General features: G+C 45.1%; 16 protein-coding genes. 7 read left to right on the top strand and 9 right to left on the bottom strand.

Annotation, left to right across the window (positions count from 1 at the left end; translation table 11 throughout):
* Positions 1–157: 157 nt before the first annotated feature.
* On the top strand, positions 158–883 hold the full coding sequence (locus tag IPJ71_09275; GenBank protein MBK7843872.1) for a dienelactone hydrolase family protein: 726 nt from the start codon (positions 158–160) through the stop codon (positions 881–883).
* On the opposite strand, the gene IPJ71_09270 is transcribed toward IPJ71_09275, so the two are convergent.
* A complete protein-coding gene (locus IPJ71_09270; protein MBK7843871.1) occupies positions 855–1190 on the bottom strand; it encodes a DUF4156 domain-containing protein in 336 nt (111 codons plus the stop codon). The genes IPJ71_09275 and IPJ71_09270 overlap by 29 nt on opposite strands.
* Positions 1191–1232: 42 nt before the next feature.
* Here IPJ71_09270 and IPJ71_09265 point away from each other — a divergent pair, with 42 nt between their 5' ends.
* The gene (locus IPJ71_09265; GenBank protein MBK7843870.1) at positions 1233–1829 is read left to right on the top strand and encodes a MerC domain-containing protein; all 597 of its coding nucleotides are present in this window, start codon (positions 1233–1235) and stop codon (positions 1827–1829) included.
* Between the two features lie 49 nt (positions 1830–1878).
* On the opposite strand, the gene IPJ71_09260 is transcribed toward IPJ71_09265, so the two are convergent.
* Together IPJ71_09260 and IPJ71_09255 are read right to left on the bottom strand one after the other, a co-directional pair.
* Positions 1879–3033 carry a ferredoxin--NADP reductase gene (locus tag IPJ71_09260; GenBank protein ID MBK7843869.1) on the bottom strand — a complete coding sequence of 385 codons (1155 nt, stop codon included), beginning with the start codon at positions 3031–3033 and terminating at the stop codon, positions 1879–1881.
* A gap of 20 nt (positions 3034–3053) precedes the next feature.
* A complete protein-coding gene (locus tag IPJ71_09255; GenBank protein ID MBK7843868.1) occupies positions 3054–3908 on the bottom strand; it encodes a diaminopimelate epimerase in 855 nt (284 codons plus the stop codon).
* 298 nt (positions 3909–4206) lie between these two features.
* On the opposite strand from IPJ71_09255, the gene IPJ71_09250 reads away from it, so the two are divergent.
* The 3 genes from IPJ71_09250 (at position 4207) to IPJ71_09240 (ending at position 7494) form a co-directional block, all read left to right on the top strand.
* Positions 4207–4548 carry a hypothetical protein gene (locus IPJ71_09250; protein ID MBK7843867.1) on the top strand — a complete coding sequence of 114 codons (342 nt, stop codon included), beginning with the start codon at positions 4207–4209 and terminating at the stop codon, positions 4546–4548.
* A gap of 405 nt (positions 4549–4953) precedes the next feature.
* Positions 4954–5844, top strand: a complete 891-nt coding sequence (locus tag IPJ71_09245) for a hypothetical protein (protein MBK7843866.1) — start codon at positions 4954–4956, stop codon at positions 5842–5844.
* 180 nt (positions 5845–6024) lie between these two features.
* Positions 6025–7494: a hypothetical protein gene (locus IPJ71_09240; GenBank protein ID MBK7843865.1), complete on the top strand. Its 1470-nt coding sequence runs from the start codon at positions 6025–6027 to the stop codon at positions 7492–7494.
* Positions 7495–7564: 70 nt separating this feature from the next.
* Here IPJ71_09240 and IPJ71_09235 read toward each other — a convergent pair whose 3' ends face one another.
* From IPJ71_09235 to lexA, 5 genes are read right to left on the bottom strand one after another with little or no spacing between them, the layout of a single operon-like run.
* Complete coding sequence (locus tag IPJ71_09235) at positions 7565–9214, bottom strand: error-prone DNA polymerase (GenBank protein ID MBK7843864.1); 1650 nt, start codon at positions 9212–9214, stop codon at positions 7565–7567.
* A gap of 19 nt (positions 9215–9233) precedes the next feature.
* The gene (locus IPJ71_09230; protein ID MBK7843863.1) at positions 9234–10790 is read right to left on the bottom strand and encodes a PHP domain-containing protein; all 1557 of its coding nucleotides are present in this window, start codon (positions 10788–10790) and stop codon (positions 9234–9236) included.
* Complete coding sequence (locus tag IPJ71_09225; protein MBK7843862.1) at positions 10774–12042, bottom strand: hypothetical protein; 1269 nt, start codon at positions 12040–12042, stop codon at positions 10774–10776. The genes IPJ71_09230 and IPJ71_09225 overlap by 17 nt, the downstream gene beginning before the upstream one ends.
* Positions 12035–12703, bottom strand: a complete 669-nt coding sequence (locus IPJ71_09220) for a hypothetical protein (protein ID MBK7843861.1) — start codon at positions 12701–12703, stop codon at positions 12035–12037. The genes IPJ71_09225 and IPJ71_09220 overlap by 8 nt, the downstream gene beginning before the upstream one ends.
* 4 nt (positions 12704–12707) lie before the next feature.
* Complete coding sequence (lexA, locus tag IPJ71_09215; GenBank protein MBK7843860.1) at positions 12708–13508, bottom strand: transcriptional repressor LexA; 801 nt, start codon at positions 13506–13508, stop codon at positions 12708–12710.
* Between the two features lie 277 nt (positions 13509–13785).
* Between lexA and IPJ71_09210 the strand changes: the two genes are divergently transcribed.
* On the top strand, positions 13786–15051 hold the full coding sequence (locus IPJ71_09210; GenBank protein MBK7843859.1) for a hypothetical protein: 1266 nt from the start codon (positions 13786–13788) through the stop codon (positions 15049–15051).
* An 85-nt stretch (positions 15052–15136) separates the two neighbouring features.
* Here the strand turns inward: IPJ71_09210 and IPJ71_09205 are convergent, their stop codons facing one another.
* Complete coding sequence (locus IPJ71_09205) at positions 15137–15514, bottom strand: hypothetical protein (GenBank protein MBK7843858.1); 378 nt, start codon at positions 15512–15514, stop codon at positions 15137–15139.
* 187 nt (positions 15515–15701) lie between these two features.
* On the opposite strand from IPJ71_09205, the gene ung reads away from it, so the two are divergent.
* On the top strand, positions 15702–16406 hold the full coding sequence (ung, locus tag IPJ71_09200; protein MBK7843857.1) for a uracil-DNA glycosylase: 705 nt from the start codon (positions 15702–15704) through the stop codon (positions 16404–16406).
* Positions 16407–16431: the final 25 nt, after the last annotated feature.

Genomic DNA, 16431 nt, shown 5'->3' with positions numbered 1-16431 from the left:
TTAACGGTCAAAGGTGGTTACAGTGGATTTGGGGCTCGGCGGGTCAAATTCTCAACGTCTCAGACTGGGAGGTTTTTTCGTCAAATTGCGGCCTCAGTTGTGCTTCGCAAGAGCCATTTGTCTTGTTTGTTCCGAAAACTAAGATTATCTATCGGTCATGTCCTTAGCGAAAAAGAAGCTGCAAAAAATAGGTTCTCTTGACTGCGTCTATCTTCCGGGAGAAGAGGCTGGCCCTTTGGTCGTATTTTTTCACGGCTATGGTGCGGACTGTTGGGATTTGGTCTCAATCAGTGAGTCTCTTGATTTGCCTGGTGCAACTTGGGTTTTTCCAAACGGAATTCTTGAAGTTCCTATTGGTCCGGGATGGATGGGGCGAGCATGGACCGAGATAGATACGGAAGCATTTAATCTCGCTCTTGCTTCTGGCGTTCCCCGTGATCTTAGTTCCGTGCGCTTAACAGGAATGGATCGGGCGCTTGATGCGAGCCTCGGTTTTTTTAAAGCTTTGCGAGTTGAAGATCATTCACATCTGATCGTGGGAGGGTTTAGCCAGGGGGCAATGCTGACGATTGAGACCATACTGTCCTCGTCTTTACCTGTTTCAGCGGCAGTCGTATTGTCCGGTACTTTGACAGATGAAGAGAATTGGCGCCAAAAGGCCGCTCACCGGCAGCCCATTCATTTTTTTCAATCCCACGGGACTCAAGATTCAGTCTTGGGATTTGCCGGGGCTCAGAAGCTCGAGCAGCTATTGAGAAAAGCGAATTGGAAGGGGCATCTGCGTAGTTTCAAGGGAGGACATGAGATTCCTTCCGTGGTAACCAACGACCTTCAAAGCTTTCTACTCGCCAGAATTAAGGACAGCGGTAAGCTTGGCCAGTGACCGATGTTCCGCTGGCGGAGTACTGCTCAACTACCAAATAGTTAGCTCCCTTGTTGGCAGCCTCCTGTTTCATGTTATCGAGCACCATTTCGGGAGTTGCTTTTACGGAAAGACTATTTCCAGTGACTTTCCCGATCAGTGAACATTCAGAAGAGGGTACTGTTCTTGATGTCTTTATTTCAGATTTTTCAGGGAGAACAGATTGGCTGGAGCATCCTAGGCCTATCAGAGACAGGCAGAAAAAACCAAGGCCCGTGACTCTCGCGACCAGGTCGGCAAAAAAGCAATTTCGTCCTTTATTTATCACCACATCACCCCGTTGAAGCTGTTCCCCGCATTATGAGCCGAATTGGACTTGAAGTTCAACCTCGTCACAAACGACTCGCTAAGGGCCTCTTTGGAGTCGGTCTGGAATCTTATTTCCAAGTCCATCTATGCGGATGTTGACTCGATGAGTCCTTGGTTCTATGAAGATAGAATGGAGAGTGAAATTGAGCCAATGTTAGATTTGGAGTCGCCGCCCTGGGATTTGTGGGGACTGTTTTTATCTAGCCTCTGTCTTGTCCACTGTTTGTTGACCCCTGTCATTGTTTTGATTTTACCAAGTTTGATTCCAAATTGGCTGAGAGCAGAGGGTCACGGTCATAATTGGTTCTTTTTCGGCTTGGTTTTTGTCGCTGGCCTTTCAGTAGCGGCCAGCTTTCGGCGTCATCGTCGTTGGAACGCTTCGGCTTGGCTTGTTTTTGGTCTCGTCATTGTGGGTATTGCCACGTTTGTTTTGGATGGCAACTGGGAGTATGGGGTGAGTCTCGCGGGGAGTTTGGCTCTATTGCGAGGTCACTACCTAAATAGAAAATACTGCAAGCTATGTGAAAAACTCCCGCTGAAACCAATCTGTTGCTCCGATACGGCCTCAAATTTGACGTCAAACACAGAGCGAATTTAAGACAAGATTAAAAATGCCGAAGAGTTTTTCAATAATTCAAGAAAAACAACTATTCGTGAAAGCGGACTTTTATCTTCTTGCTAAGAGGTTTGGCCTGACAGGTGAGAATTTCTCTGTTTTTAATATTGTCTTCGGAAAGTATTCCGGGATCCTCTTGAATCACTCTTCCCTCCTCAAGAGTTGCCATGCAGGCCATGCAGGCACCACTCATGCAGGAATAGGGAGGATTGTGACCTTCATCTAAGAGAGATTCAAGAATACTGAGATTGGGACGTGCAGAGATAATAACTTCAGCTCCATCGATAATTGCGACTAAGCTTTCGGGCTTCTCGCTGGGGCTGCTGAGGCCATTGCCAATGATAAGCGATCCATCCGGTTGAATTCCTTCCTGTGGTTGAATATCCTTGTCGGCAGGAATTGAGGATTTGGCAGTTGAATTCGCAGAAAGGACTTCTGTTGGAGATCCAAAACTTTCAGAACGAATGTGATCAGGCGAGACACCAAGAGTGGTTAATACTTCGCGGCACATACTCATAAAAGGCTGAGGGCCGCAGAGGTAACAGACGATAGGGTTCCTATCTCGTTTCAAAATTTCCGTATAGATGTTTGAGAGCGAGTTTGCATCTAGTCGTCCGCTCAAGCCTTTCCACCCCGGTTGTGGTCGACTGAGAATATAGGAGGCTTTCAATCGATCACTGTATCTGGTTTCGAGGTTTAATAATTCCTGCTCAAAAATGATGTCTTTCTGAGAACGATTACAGTAAATGAGGCTCACTCTGCTCTGTGGCTTAGTTGCGAGAACGTGCTTGAGAATCGACAGGAGAGGAGTGATTCCGCTGCCTGCCGCAATTAAAAGATAATGAGTTTTATCTTCTGCATATTGAAAAAATTGGCCGGTGGGGGGGGTGCACCAGAGTGTTTGTCCGCTTTTGAGCTCATCCAAGAGAAACGTGCTCGCCTTACCTGACGGGACCTTCTTGACGGTGATTCGAAATTCCTTGTCAACAGAGGGGTCCGTGCTGAGACTGTAACTACGAAGAAGTTCCTGTCCTTCGACTTCAATAAATATGGAAGTGAATTGGCCTGGTCGATATTTGAATTTTTCCTTTAGTGTATCTGGAATAGATAAAGTGATTGATTTCGCTTCAGGTGTTTCGTGTATGATTTTTTCAACCATTAAAGGGAAAGCAATCTTTTCTTTCATTGACATGGATTTACCTTTTCTCAAAAGAAGTCTTCAGATAGTTTGATTTCAGCCAAAAACTTAACATCGCCTCGCAAGATTGGGCAAATGTTTCTGAATTCCACTTCCAATTTGCCACCCGGCATGTTCACTTCGACGAAGCGAACCTCAGGGTGAAGCTTCCGAAAGCTCCAAGCCGCGGCGATTGCTCCTGTTCCGCAGGCTTTGGTAAAACCTTCCACTCCACGTTCAAAGGTGATGGCCTCGATAGCGGATGCAGACAGCGGACAAAAAAAAGTGACGTTAGTTCCTTGTGGTTTAAATTGATGATGCGACCGTATCAGAGATGCGATGTCGCTAAGTGTCTCATTTGCTTTTGCCCCTCCGCTCTCTGAAGAGAAAATCACTGCATGAGGAACTCCGGTATTAACAGCATCAAATTCAATTGACTGCTGACCCACTGTTAAAACTTGGTTTATCAGCATCTCTGAAGGGCTAGGCATATTGACTTCGACCCTTCCATTGTCGAGAACTTTCGCTCTAATTGAGCCTGCTAAAGTTTTGAAAGTCATTTCTCTTTTTACTCCGCCTCTTGAGTGGCAAAAGAGGGCCACACAGCGGGCCGCATTTCCGCACATTTCGGCACTCGAGCCATCCGCATTGAAAAAATCCCATTTAAAATCGTCGGGCTCTGGCGATTTTTCAATAAACAAGAGTCCGTCAGCAGAAAAACCATTTTGACTTAGGCAGAGCGTTTGAGCGATCTCAGATCGAGGTTTTTTATAAGCTTGGGATCTTTTCCAGGACTCAAGGGCGCCCCTATCACGCAGATCCAATAGCAAAAAAGTATTTCCTGTTCCGCTCATTTTAACAAAAATCGGAATTGAATTAGTCATGGTTGGTCCTATCAGGGCAGCAGAAACACCGCAAGAAAATTTAGAATTAGGCTTTAGTTTTGATCGCGCATTTTGTCTTTCACCAAAGTCAGAGTGTTGGTCTGTCTAAGTCCGCGATCGCTCTTGGGTTGTATCAAAGGTCTGACAGTGTGTCTGATTTTTGGTCAGTGGAAGTGGACACAGGAAATAATCTCAAATTTAATTTTGATCTGATTCCCATACGTTAGAGATAAAATCAAGTTGGTCCGTTTCTTGTTCTATCTGTTTCATGGAGGTTCCCTTGAGGTACCATCAGAGGATGAAAGGCAGAATTCAGGTTGGCACTTTAATTTTTGGAATGATTTTTCCGTTGTCACTTTGGGCCGGAAGTCAAACTTCAGTTCAACCCTCTGCCGAAATTACGGAGGAGGACTCGGCGACCTTGCCATCAGTCCTACCCGAGGATCCTCCTGATTCCTTCTTTCATCCCAGTCGGGATCCCAACATGAGGGATGATGAAAATGATGTTTCTGAAGCGACGAGCTCGAATCCGGTTTCTTCCATGTTCGAGCCGATCTCTGTTCTCAAGGATCGGGTCGACATGCTTATTCAGAAGGAAAGTGGCCCTCTGCGCCTTCCTACCTCAACATTATCAAAATGAGACGCCTGTCGTAACCCCTGACAGGTGACGATTGTGTCGTCTGGGTGGGCTTTTCAATGCGCTTTGGGTGGCAGGGAAGCGGCTTTTTTTGGGACCCATAATTGCAATTCATGAGGGAGAGGTGCTTCTTATGGAGATTCTCATATTTAATAATTTGCTTAAGACAATGAACTGCGGCTTTCTTCTCAAGGCTGCTCTTTTGGTTTCTGCCCTTGCTTCTCTTGGGTGTAGCAAAACAGGCAAGGATTTTTCTCAGCAGAACGGCTCTAACACGCCAAACTCAGATGGATCTGTCGCGACCATTATTTTTCTAGCACACAGGGTGGTGCGGGCCAGAATTCATTCAATGCCTCATCAGTTATTTACGGGCGCATTCAAAATAGCGGTCCCGGTGCGAGCAGCTGTTTGGAAAAATTTGGCTCAAATGATGGCTTTTGTCAGACGCCGACAAACTACACGGATATGCCAAATTCCGAATGGCAATATGATAGCGGATCGTCTGAGTGGAAAGCCACTTTGTCCGCTCAGTTTTTTACTGAAGGAACTTACAAAGTGTATTGGAAAAATGCAGGTTCTAATAAATCTGTCTATGTCTCCATACAAATTTTGGAGCCAGGTAAACCTCAAATGCTAGCTGTAGAGTATCCTTACAATAAGCCTGAAACGACTTACAATGAGTTTGAGGCGATCTACTTTCAAACGGCGAACGCCCCTCAGTCGGGATCCCAGTCCTGTACTGAGCAGGTCGGAGTCGGCGATGGAACTTGCTTGCAAGGAGGGAATTGGGTCAATATGCCAGGAAATGGTTGGACCTATTCAACGACTCTGCAGCGCTGGGAAGCTCTTGTTAAATCTGGCGATGCGCCCATTGGAGCCTATCGATTTTTCTGGAAAAATTCGACAACGGGGGCGGTGAGTTCACCCATGGTCCTTACGATAACAGCTGATACAGGACCTACTGTGGTATTTTCTGCGACCGCATTTGGCCCTCCGACTGCGTCCTTTAAAACAACAGATACTTTTTATGCCTACGTTATCAATGGTGATCCAACTAACTCTTTGGGTTGCTTGGAAAATTTGGCCCACAATCCTGGACTCTGTAACACAGATAGTAACTTTGTTGCTTTGCCAAACTCCGACTGGAAATTTAGTGTAGCAAACCAAAGATGGGAGGCTAAATTCGGTCCTAATGGGACGACGCAGTTGTCAACTGAAACTGTCGATCTTAAAGTGATTGCAAAGAACGGTAGCACCGGAAAGAAAAGTCAGCCCACTTCGCTTAAGTTAATTAAATAAAAATCACCGATCCGCAGGATTCAATATTTTTTGAAAAGTTGAATTGTCCGAAGGTTGTTTATTTATTTTGCTTCTGAAATTCCGAGACTAATGGGCAAGTAAAGATTCGTATTGACTCACGCATCAATAACTCTGGCCCTAGATTTGCATGGTCTATTGCCCATGAGAAGAATTCTCTTCATGTTCTCGGTTTTATTGACGGCGACAGTATGGATTCCGGCGAAGGCCGTCACCTCAAATGGTTTAGACACCTTTCTCTCCACAGGCGATCAATGTCTAGGTTCAATGATTGATCGATACATTTGGGTAAGAGGCAAGGATGAGGACTGGCAAAATAAAACCTTAACGAGACGTTATGAAGTAGCCCGCAAGCTCTACTTTGAACAAAGTAAAAGCGGTTTCCATACAATTTTTAATGGTCCATGGGATCGGGCTCTTGTGCCGATTTTTGAGGCCCAAAGAGATGCAATACTGGATTCTCTTCTTGTGGTCGACACCACGGGCAATTTGCTGAGAGAAATCACCTACGATGAACAAGGGAATATTCTTACATTAGAAGCCGTTGATGAGTATTTAAGAACAGGACAATCCACTCAATTGGTTGGCCTAACTCAAACTGTTGCCAGAGCGTTCGGAGCTAAACAAAAAAAAATAGATGAAATATTGAATCCTACAGGCACGGAAGCGGGCTATTCCTCTTGGGCTAAGTACACGGCCGCTATTTCTATAGCCTGTGCACAGATATCCGTGTTGCAGACAATTAACTGCACACGTGCAACATCTGATCTGCTATCTGAAGCAAGCTACAATTCTAATATGATTCTTCCTAAGATATGGATGGAATTTATTGGTGACCCGCGGTTGAGAGAGGGCATTCGTCAAAGCGCATTGATTTTGATTAATCGAATTAAATCTAAAGAGCGGGGTGTTCTATTTGAAGATTTGGTTTCTGGATTTCAAGGAGCTACATTCAGCAAGCCTGAGGCAGTTGAGGCCGCTTGGAAATTGCTTGCTCTTTACGGGAATGGTGGTCCTAACACGGGCTATCGATTGTCTGCCATTGAGTTACCTAACGAAGCTTCAAATATGGTAGTCGGTCTTAGTGTTATCAGCACGGCCATCTCGTATCTTGAGTTTGCTCAAATGCTATCGCAAAAATCTCATTATGCCTTTCCCACTCAGGCTTCAGGTTGCTTGACCCCAAAACCATATCATTTTTGGTTGAATGCCTATTTCTCTCGATGGCTTGTTAAAAAAGGTTACTCACCTGACGTTGCCCAGATGGCGACCTATATCGTTTCAAAAGGCTATCAAGTGAATCGGGATATCAATAATGCCGGTGGAGGTTTAGATAAAATCCTATCTAAACCTTCTGATCATCCCACTAATAGAGTCGTCCGTGTTGATCTGACCTTGGCGGCAGCAGGAAGTGTTTATGGGTCTTTTATTGATAAACAGAAAACAATAAAATCTTTTTCATTAGTTCATGGGTTGTTGCATCTGAATGAAGTTCGTGGTGAAACAGGAAAATTGTCAAAAGATTTAATTCAGAATTTGATGGCCTCCGATCGCATGCGTCTTTTGAGAGAATGGGATCAGTTGTTTCGGCCGAATGAAGCTCTTTATTATTTTCGATCTCAACAAGACTAAAAATGGAAGTCTTTTAGAAATCGAGATGTTGTTCGCGCTCAAACTTCGGGATAGACTTCTAAGTTAGTAGCTATGAGTTTAAGGGAAATAGCTTAAGAGCTTTGACATTGATCACTCCTTCACATTTCTCTAAGATTCCTTGAACCTCGAGTAGAGGTGATTTAAGCAGCGTCAGACGGTAAGTTTGATAAACTTGAGGGGTCAGGACAATATTAAAGAATCCGGTTTCATCTTCGAGAGTCAGAAAAGCAAAACCTTTCGCTGTAGGTGGACGCTGTTGAATACTGAGAAGTCCGGCCACACGAACAGGCTTTCCATTGTTTAAGGTAGAAAGCTGCTCGCTGCAAACGTAGGGAATGAGATTTTTTTGGCGAAAGGAATGATTTGCTTGAGTAAGATGTGAACGCAGTAGACTCAAGGGGTGATAATTGAGTGATAAGCCCGTAAATTTATACTCCCTCATTAATTGCTCCCAAAGGCTTTCGCTTGGAATTATTTCGATTCCCGGCAAGGAAGAAATGTCTGATGTAAGATCAAAATTTTCTTTGGGACGACCGAACAAGAGACTTTGCGGATCGAGAGAAAGAGACTGAATAATCCAAATGGCCGCTCGTGGAGAAATCCTCCAGTCATCAAATGCTCCGGCTGAAGCGAGGCGAATCAAGATGTGTCGAGGCAACTGAGTTCGACGAATCAGACTTTCAAGACCATCAAAGGTGCCAATGAGGCTTCTATTCTCAATGAGGGATTCTATGTGTTTTCTTTTTAAGCCATAGACGGCGCGAAAGCCCATTCGTATCGATGGAGCAACAGGCATTTCAGAACTGACAGAAGGGTTCTCGACTGTGTAGTCATATTCAGATTTTTGAATTGAAAGTGGGAGAAAATTAACCCCATTTCTTTGGGCCTCTCCAATAAGAGTGCGCGATGAGTAGAATCCCATGGGTTGACTATTGAGGAGAGAGCAAACAAAGAGTTCTGGGTGATGGCATTTGAGGTAGCAACTGGCATAGGTAAGAAGGGCGAAGCTAGCAGCATGGCTTTCGGGAAAGCCATATGAGGCAAAACCTTCAATTGTTTGGTAAAGCTTTTCTCCATCGCCAAGAGAAATTCCGTTCTTGAGCATGCCATTAAGAAGCCGTTGTCTCAGACCGCTCATCACGTCTGGATTCTTCCAACTTGAGGACATCAGTCTTCGGAGTTCGTCTGCCTCACCTGGAGTAAAATCTCCAACCGTAGATGCTATCTGCATAATTTGTTCTTGGAAAATCGGAACACCAAGGGTCTTGCCTAAAATGGCCTCCAATTTTGGATGAGGATAGTGAACCCTCTCTCGTCCATGGCGTCGCCGAATAAATGGGTGAATCATTCCCCCCTGGATGGGACCTGGTCGAACGATGGCGACTTGTATCACCAAATCATAAAAATGAGATGGCTTCAGGCGTGGGAGGAGCGACATTTGAGCTCGTGATTCGATTTGAAAAGTTCCTACAGTCTTCGCTTCTTGAATCATTTTATAAGTGGGCTTATCGTAAGCGGGAATTGTCGAAAGACTCAGGTCGATATTCTTGTGAATTTTTAGTAGAGCAAAGCACTTTCGAAGGGCTGTCAGCATTCCGAGACCTAAGATATCGACCTTCATCATTTTGAGCGTGGTGAGATCATCCTTGTTCCATTGAATGACGAATCGTTTGTCCATGCTCGCCTTTTCAATGGGCACACATTCGGTGACAGGGCGTTCAGAAATTTAAAAATCCGCCTGTGTGAATTCCCAAATGGCGGGGAAAGCCCTGCAAGGAATAGCTGATTTTCATGAGCAATTGAAATTTATCCGAATCGATTTCAAACTTTTCAACCTTCTTCGGACAGGCCATAATCTCACGCAGTCCTTCCCGCCCCGCGAGCTTAACAAGATGGTCCACCCGGGTCTGAGGAATTTCCAATACCTTGGCGGTTTCTCTCAGCGCCATGCGTGTGCGATAACAAATGACAGTAGAGACCATGGCTGCGTGCAGTTCTCCATACTTTTGGTAAACGTATTGAAGAACTTCCTCACGACGATCACTTTCAAAATCGATATCGATATCGGGCGGCTCTCCTCTCTCTTTAGAAATAAATCTCTCAAAGAGGAATTGAATCTGGGTAGGATCAACTGCCGTTAGCCCGAGAGCAAAACAGACGACAGAGTTAGCGGCAGAACCACGACCTTGAAAAAGAATATCCTTGCGGCGAGCAAATTCACATATGTCCCAAATCGTGAGAAAATAGTCCTCGTATCCCATTTCAGTGATAATGCTGATTTCATGTTCGACCAGTTGGCGAATATGAGGGGGTTGGCCTTGCGGAAATCGCCAGGCCAATCCCCTCTCTACTTGGTGAGAGAGGTGTTGCGCTGCTGTTCTCTTTGGAGGGAGTTGAGATCGAGGATATTGATAGCGAAGCTCGGTTAGAGAAAATTCAAGGCGACTTGAAATCTCCAATGTTCGTAAAAGGAGATCAGGCCTTTCACGCCACAGGTAGGTCAATTCATGTAGGGGTTTCAAGTGGCGCTCTGAATTTGCGAGAAGCAGAGTATTGGCTTTGTTGAGAGTGGTCTGATGGAGAATACAGGTAAGAACATCGTGGAGAGGTTTACGATCTGGATGGTGCATGAAGGGTCGTTGAGTTGCGAAAAGAGGAAGATCAAATTTCTCTTCCAGTTGAAGAGCTTGCTGATAGATTTGAACAGAGGACCATGAAAAATCCTTCCACACAGGAAGATAAAGCCGACGTGGAAAAATTTCTCTCAGTTGGTTGATGGTGTTTGGATGCCATGGAGGCAGAGGGCAGGCGATAAGTTCATCACTCAGGGGCTGAATTTGCTTCAGACTAAGAGAAGAGAAGCCTTTTGGTGACCTTCGGAGGGCCAGAGTCAAGATTTGACACAAATGAGAGTAGCCTTCCTTGTTCATGGGCAAAAGAACCAAAGATCCAAAATTGGAATCACTGAAAGTCAGTTCTGTGCCGATGTGATACTTAAAATTATGATTTTGTGAGGCAAGCGGAAACGCATCATCATCCATTGCGAACGAAGAGGGCCGTTCGGCGGCCTCGTAGCCTTTGACAACTCCATAGAGACCATTGAGATCACAGATGGCAAGTCCCCTGTAGCCAAGAGATTTGGCCTGCAAGACCATTTCGTTTGGATGAGAGGCTCCTTGTAGAAAAGAAAAATTACTGCGTCCAATCAGCTCAACAAAATTAATTGGAGCGCTGGATGGTGTCGGTTGAACGACAGATCTAGTCAAAGTACCCATGAATATAATACTCATTTTTAATCAGATCGTGATAGAGCCACAGACCTTGCTTGAGAGGAGAAAGAGCAAAAAAGTAATCTCTTTTTTGTAACTCCGTCCACCATTTGTCCTCAATCCTCTCGATAGGGAATGAACTGAGAAAGCGCAATTGCTTCACTTTTAATGAACTTAGTTTTTCCGGAATTTTTAACAATCGAGTTGGTCTTGGAGAAGAGGGGAGATGTCTACTGTATGCGGGTTTAACTCGATAGGACTCTTCCTTCGTGTCTATATGGTCTGTCAGGGGCGTAAACTCAATAAAATCAGGAGAAAGAGACCATGAGTTTTCAGGAACCAATGAATGAGAGAGATTGAAAAAACCGGCTTTGAGTGAACACTGACTAAAAAGACTTAAGAGTTGATCCATTTTGTCTCGCTCATAAGTGCGTGGAGAGAAAAAATCCAATTGAAGGACTTTTTCTGGGCATGGCAAAATTTTTATTTCCATATCCTGAATTGGATTTTCTAAGTCGGTGGAGGCGAGTTTATTTTCCAATAATTTTAGAAGTAATTCCAAATCTCTGCTGGGCTGAACCGGTCGTAATTCGATGAAGTGAGTTCGTTGAGAATATTCACAATAGAGATAAACAGAAATGAGGCGAGCGTATTCGGCCCTTCCCTGTAATCTCTGACAGAGCCGTCTGAGAATGACTCTGAGAGAATGAAGCAAAGAAGAAAGTAGGGATATCGGCCAATCCAAATGCACGAATTCGCGCAGAGTTTCGCTCGGGATAAGGGGAGATATAATTTGTTTCTCGGCTGCGTGAATCTTTTTCCATAACATCTCTCCCATTATTCCCCAGCGCTCGCGTAAAGATTCGATTCTCAACTTATCAAGTTCACGAATGACCTTAAGGCCCAGTGTTTGAAAGAAAGAGACAATGGACTGAATCGCATCCGCTGATTCCCAAGGGACCAGGCCTTCGAGATGAATCAAGGCCTCTAGGGGGAGATTCAGTAGAAAGTCCCTCTCTTGTCCTGGTGGAACACATGGGAAAGAAGGCTGTAAGCTTGTAAGAACCTGGGCTGGTGCTGGAGTGTCGGAAATGGCCACAGTGGCCTCTGGGTGAGAGCCCTTAGCCAGACGCAAAGCCTCGTTCAATAATTGAAGCTCTCCTCCGAATAAGTGACTGGTGCCAGTAATATCGACAAAGATAAACCCTGGTTTTTGAAACTGTACCAGAGGGCTCAGTCGAAGAAAGTTTTCAGCCACTGAGAAATCTTCTGTCCTGCCTAAGTTGATGCATAAGGTTCTCATAAGAATTTTCTCTCACAATAAAATGGGGGGTGGAGCGATGTTGGGCTCGTTCCACTCCTATCTGCTCTGCATTAAAATTCAAAATTAGAGAGTACAAAGAACTTCGTCGAATAAATGGATTGGTACTTGATAAAATAAGGGCCGTGTCAAATTTTCGTGTCTGCCGACTGAGGCGGGCAAGATCTTTCTCGCTGAGACAAGAATTGCCAAGATCGCAGCCGATCATTTCAAATAAGGAAAGCGAGAGGAGTTCTTGCAGAATCCATAAAATATTTTTGATACCATCGGGGGGGGAAACGACAAGCACGCGAGAGAAATTAGCACCTGCCTGATGCAGGCTCCATGGGCAAAGTTCTGCATTGGTGCTGTTGATCCAAGCGACCCACTTCGTTTGTTGGGTCAGTGGTGCAGCGGTTTGACCCCAAAGACTTGTTGCGCCTCGTCCTAAAGAACTCACCAATAAACTGACAGCTCCTCGAGGAAGCCCCTTCCATAACAAAAAATGATCAAGTTCTGCCAAGCCTGTGGGAATGCCTTCCCGTGGTTTTACCAAATTGGAATTAACCAACTTGCCGCCCAATTTACTCTTTAGTTGCTCAAGTGTGCAGGTGCTCATTGAACTAGTAATGTCTGATTAAACCCACAACGATCCCTCGGATTTCTACCTGTTTAGGATGGAACCACATGGAATCCATTTTTGCGTTAGCAGGTCGCAGTTCAATTTGAGGAGAAGGGGTCTGGTTTTTTTGTGAAGAACTCTGTGGAAAACGGTGGATAAGTTTTGGCTCTTTTGAGTTATGCAGATAAAAATGCTTCACTGTGGCCTCATTATCAATAATGGCTACAATGATCTCTCCATTTTTTGCGTGTGACTGCTGTTGCACAAAGATAAAATCACCGTCCATAATACCGTCTTCGATCATTGATTGGCCCTCGACTCGTAAGGCAAAAGTTTTGGCCGGATTTCGAACCATACTTGAAGGCACTTCAATAAATTCGTTGCTATGGAGAGCCTCAATGGGTTTTCCCGCAGCAACTCGGCCGAGGAGAGGTAAGGATAGGGACTCAAACGGAGGTTCGGAGCTTTGAGACAGAGACCCCACTCTCTGAGGCAGAGAAAGAAGCCGTCCCCGGAAAGGGGGACGGCGATGGTTTAGTCCTAGGGGAGACGAAACAGTTTGAGCCGATCGCAAAATGGAGATGGCACGCTTTTGGTTGCTGCCGGGACTGTGGATATAACCCTTGCTTTGTAGTTGTCGCAGATAGGACTGCACAGAGTTAATCGAACGGAATCCAAAGTGTTCTTGGATCTCTTGGAAGGAAGGAGACAACCCCTGCTCATGTATGAAACCTTCGATAAACTCGAGAACTCTCTTTTCCTTTTTAGTGAGGGGACAAGAGACAGAACCGAGTTTTTCCATGAGCCATTCCTCCACAAAGTATGTAAGTTATCTATAAGTAATGTGTAAGTCAATAAATAGAATATGTAAGTTTTGAGTTTTAGAGCACAGCGCTATAATCTTCAGAGGCTCAAAATAATGCATAGCAGAATGTGGTCCTAAACGGAGATATATGAGGAATCCTGAGGTTGTTCTCATTTATACCTTCTAACTATAATTGCTCCGATCAGCAGTTCGAAAGCAGTGAACCCCAAATACCACTCCATGACTGAGGCAAAATTTTGGTGAGGAAATTGCGATGATTGTTACAAAATTGAGAGAAGATAATCTGTCCATTAAGACAAATGGAAGATCGATTCTAAGCCTTTTTGGTTCAGAGAAAGCATGCCTATCGGACTTAAGAGGATCTATAAGCAAAGGTTTGCTTCCCGACGTTCTCATTTTTCGTGAGAGGCCTGATGATCAAGGGGGGGACGGGGAGCCCAGCGACCTCTTGAACTTTATCCTAAACCAACTGCCGGGAGTAAAAATATTGGTGTTGGGACAGGGGGTGTATGAGAGCTCACTTTTTCTTTGCGGCCGCCGAGCGGACAAGGTTCACTGTCTGAGTCCATTTCAGTTTCTGCGCATTCATGATATTCAATTTATGGGGGTTCCGGCAGAAATTGGGGGAGACTCGGTCAATTGGACGATGGCGGCAGACAATACCCATATTTGGTTTCAGTGGCCTCGTCCTTCGCACCCAGAGGTATCCCGCCTTGCAAGGGTATTTAATTCTTTTCCGTTTTCGGCCGTTTACACAAAGCTTGCGGACGAATCAATACGGAGAGACAAAGAGGCCTATAATTCATGGATTCAATCTGTTTTGGGGGCAAGGACTGACAGTATTTTCTTGAGCGGCGAAACGACAGAAATTCAGCTTGTCATCTCCGATTTTAAAAATCTCGATTCCCGCCTTCAAATCTATCAAATAAAGGAAAAATCGGAATCGTATCTGAATGAAAGTCTACCGACAAAAGAACATTTGCATCCCCCTAATTTCGTTGCGAGGAGTGGTGTATCTGTCCAAAAAATTTCAAGCACTCCACAAAAGGTAGCAGAAAGGAATCCATTAGATATCCGTAAAAGATATTCCTACACGCCAGAACAGGAAAAACGTTTGGTCGAGCGTCTCATTGAAGTTGAGTTTCACTCCCGCATTCTTAGGGCACTGCGCGAAGAATGCGAAAGCCCATTCCATGAGATAGTCGATAGCCGCGCGGTATTACAACTGGAAGTAAAGCTATCAAATGGCTCTATCCGCTGCTGGACATTTTCTCATCTCTGGCCTCGATTCGAGATCAATTATAATCCACATCCTGAACCAACGTATGCATTTCGTTACTCTGCCTCCGATATTCTCGCCTTTGTTTGGGATTCCACCCAAAAGTTGAACTATTCGAGCACTCATTCTCCCAGTGCGGGCTGGCAGCCGTTAGAAGTACTCAGCGGAATATGGGGAAATTCTGTGGCGAATCCCCTGATAGATTTTAAAGAAAAAGACATTATCCTTTACGGCTTATAAACGTCCGCTCAAGAAATAAGTCTAAGCGAAACAAAAACAGCGGCATAAGACCAGAGGCTCAAAAACACCACCAGCCCCAACACAACTACTGAAACCGGCCGCCCCCAGAATAAAAACGAATCAAACTATCCCGTTCAGCTGACTGTCGGGCCGCATCAACAAAAGGAGACAGCCTCTGTACCATGAGGTCTTTGGCCTTAATGCAAGCGTCATAAATGTTATCGCTCTCGCCACGCGCCTCTATACGAGCCCCCCCAGGCGCTACGACCAGACGAATCGCATAGGCCTCAGCCCTAGTTCCAGATTTCTGAGGTTTCTCAACTCTTTCCACGAACACACCCATCGAGCCAACCTCACCGAGCATTGGCTCCAGACTCTGGATCTGCTGAAAAATAAAGGCCTTCACTTCCGGGCTCGGCTCGTATTGCTTTATTTTTGATTCTTGATTCTTCACGTTCCTCATACTCCTACCCCAATTTGAATATCCTGCCAGAGCTGTCAAGTTTTTATCCAAAGAACATGGGCAACATGCCAGTGGTTGCTTGGGGGGCAGGTCAATTTCAATCTCATTTGGAGCTTGGCATCAGGCGAGTGATTGGGTACCCATGGGTCACATCGGATTTGATCAAAATTATTTATTGGGGTGTGGTATGGCCTTGGAGTCTACTTCAGAAGCAAAATCTGAGATCAAACTTGAACCTGGGTGGAAAGCTGTTCTTGGGGCTGAGTTTGAAAAAGGATACATGGAGAGTCTTCGAGTTTTTTTGCGTAAAGAACTGAGACAAGGGAAGCGGGTATTACCGCCTGGTCCTGAGTATTTTGCAGCATTTAATCTGACTCCATTTGAACGTGTCAGAGTGGTGATATTGGGCCAGGATCCTTATCATGGACCAGGACAGGCGCATGGCCTTTGTTTTAGCGTGAGGTCAGGCCTAGACCTTCCTCCTTCATTGCGCAATATCTACGAGGAATTATGCAGCGATGTTGGCTGTAAAATGCCTAGAGACGGCAATTTACAGCCTTGGGCTGATCAGGGGGTTTTACTGTTAAATGCAACTCTCACTGTTGAGGCTGGAAAGGCAGGAAGTCATCAAGGCAAGGGGTGGGAACAGTTTACAGATGAGGCTGTTCGAGCATTAAATAGCCACCGAGAGAATTTAGCATTCTTGCTCTGGGGAGGATATGCGCAAAAAAAAGGTTCAATTATTGATCGGCGGCGGCATTTGGTTTTAGAGGCTCCCCATCCGTCTCCTCTTTCTGCATACCGAGGATTTTTTGGCAGTCGTCCTTTTTCAAAAATAAATGACTATTTGGTGAAAACGAAGCAGGATCCGATTGACTGGTCGCTTCCGTGATAATGATAGGATCTAGCACCTTCTA

This window comes from Bdellovibrionales bacterium (genome assembly GCA_016714165.1).
In the GTDB taxonomy this organism is placed as follows: Bacteria; Bdellovibrionota; Bdellovibrionia; order Bdellovibrionales; family UBA1609; genus JADJVA01.
Note: the sequence above shows the minus strand (reverse complement) of the source record. Positions and strands in the feature narration are given on the sequence as shown.

Coding starts and splice junctions, on each gene's coding strand:
- IPJ71_09275 (MBK7843872.1), top strand. CDS start 158: ATGTCCTTAGCGAAAAAGAAGCTGCAAAAAATAGGTTCTCTTGACTGC.
- ung (MBK7843857.1), top strand. CDS start 15,702: ATGGCCTTGGAGTCTACTTCAGAAGCAAAATCTGAGATCAAACTTGAA.
- lexA (MBK7843860.1), bottom strand. CDS start 13,508: ATGGAAAAACTCGGTTCTGTCTCTTGTCCCCTCACTAAAAAGGAAAAG.
- IPJ71_09250 (MBK7843867.1), top strand. CDS start 4,207: ATGAAAGGCAGAATTCAGGTTGGCACTTTAATTTTTGGAATGATTTTT.
- IPJ71_09230 (MBK7843863.1), bottom strand. CDS start 10,790: ATGGGTACTTTGACTAGATCTGTCGTTCAACCGACACCATCCAGCGCT.
- IPJ71_09240 (MBK7843865.1), top strand. CDS start 6,025: ATGTTCTCGGTTTTATTGACGGCGACAGTATGGATTCCGGCGAAGGCC.
- IPJ71_09205 (MBK7843858.1), bottom strand. CDS start 15,514: ATGAGGAACGTGAAGAATCAAGAATCAAAAATAAAGCAATACGAGCCG.
- IPJ71_09220 (MBK7843861.1), bottom strand. CDS start 12,703: ATGAGCACCTGCACACTTGAGCAACTAAAGAGTAAATTGGGCGGCAAG.
- IPJ71_09260 (MBK7843869.1), bottom strand. CDS start 3,033: ATGAAAGAAAAGATTGCTTTCCCTTTAATGGTTGAAAAAATCATACAC.
- IPJ71_09210 (MBK7843859.1), top strand. CDS start 13,786: ATGATTGTTACAAAATTGAGAGAAGATAATCTGTCCATTAAGACAAAT.
- IPJ71_09255 (MBK7843868.1), bottom strand. CDS start 3,908: ATGACTAATTCAATTCCGATTTTTGTTAAAATGAGCGGAACAGGAAAT.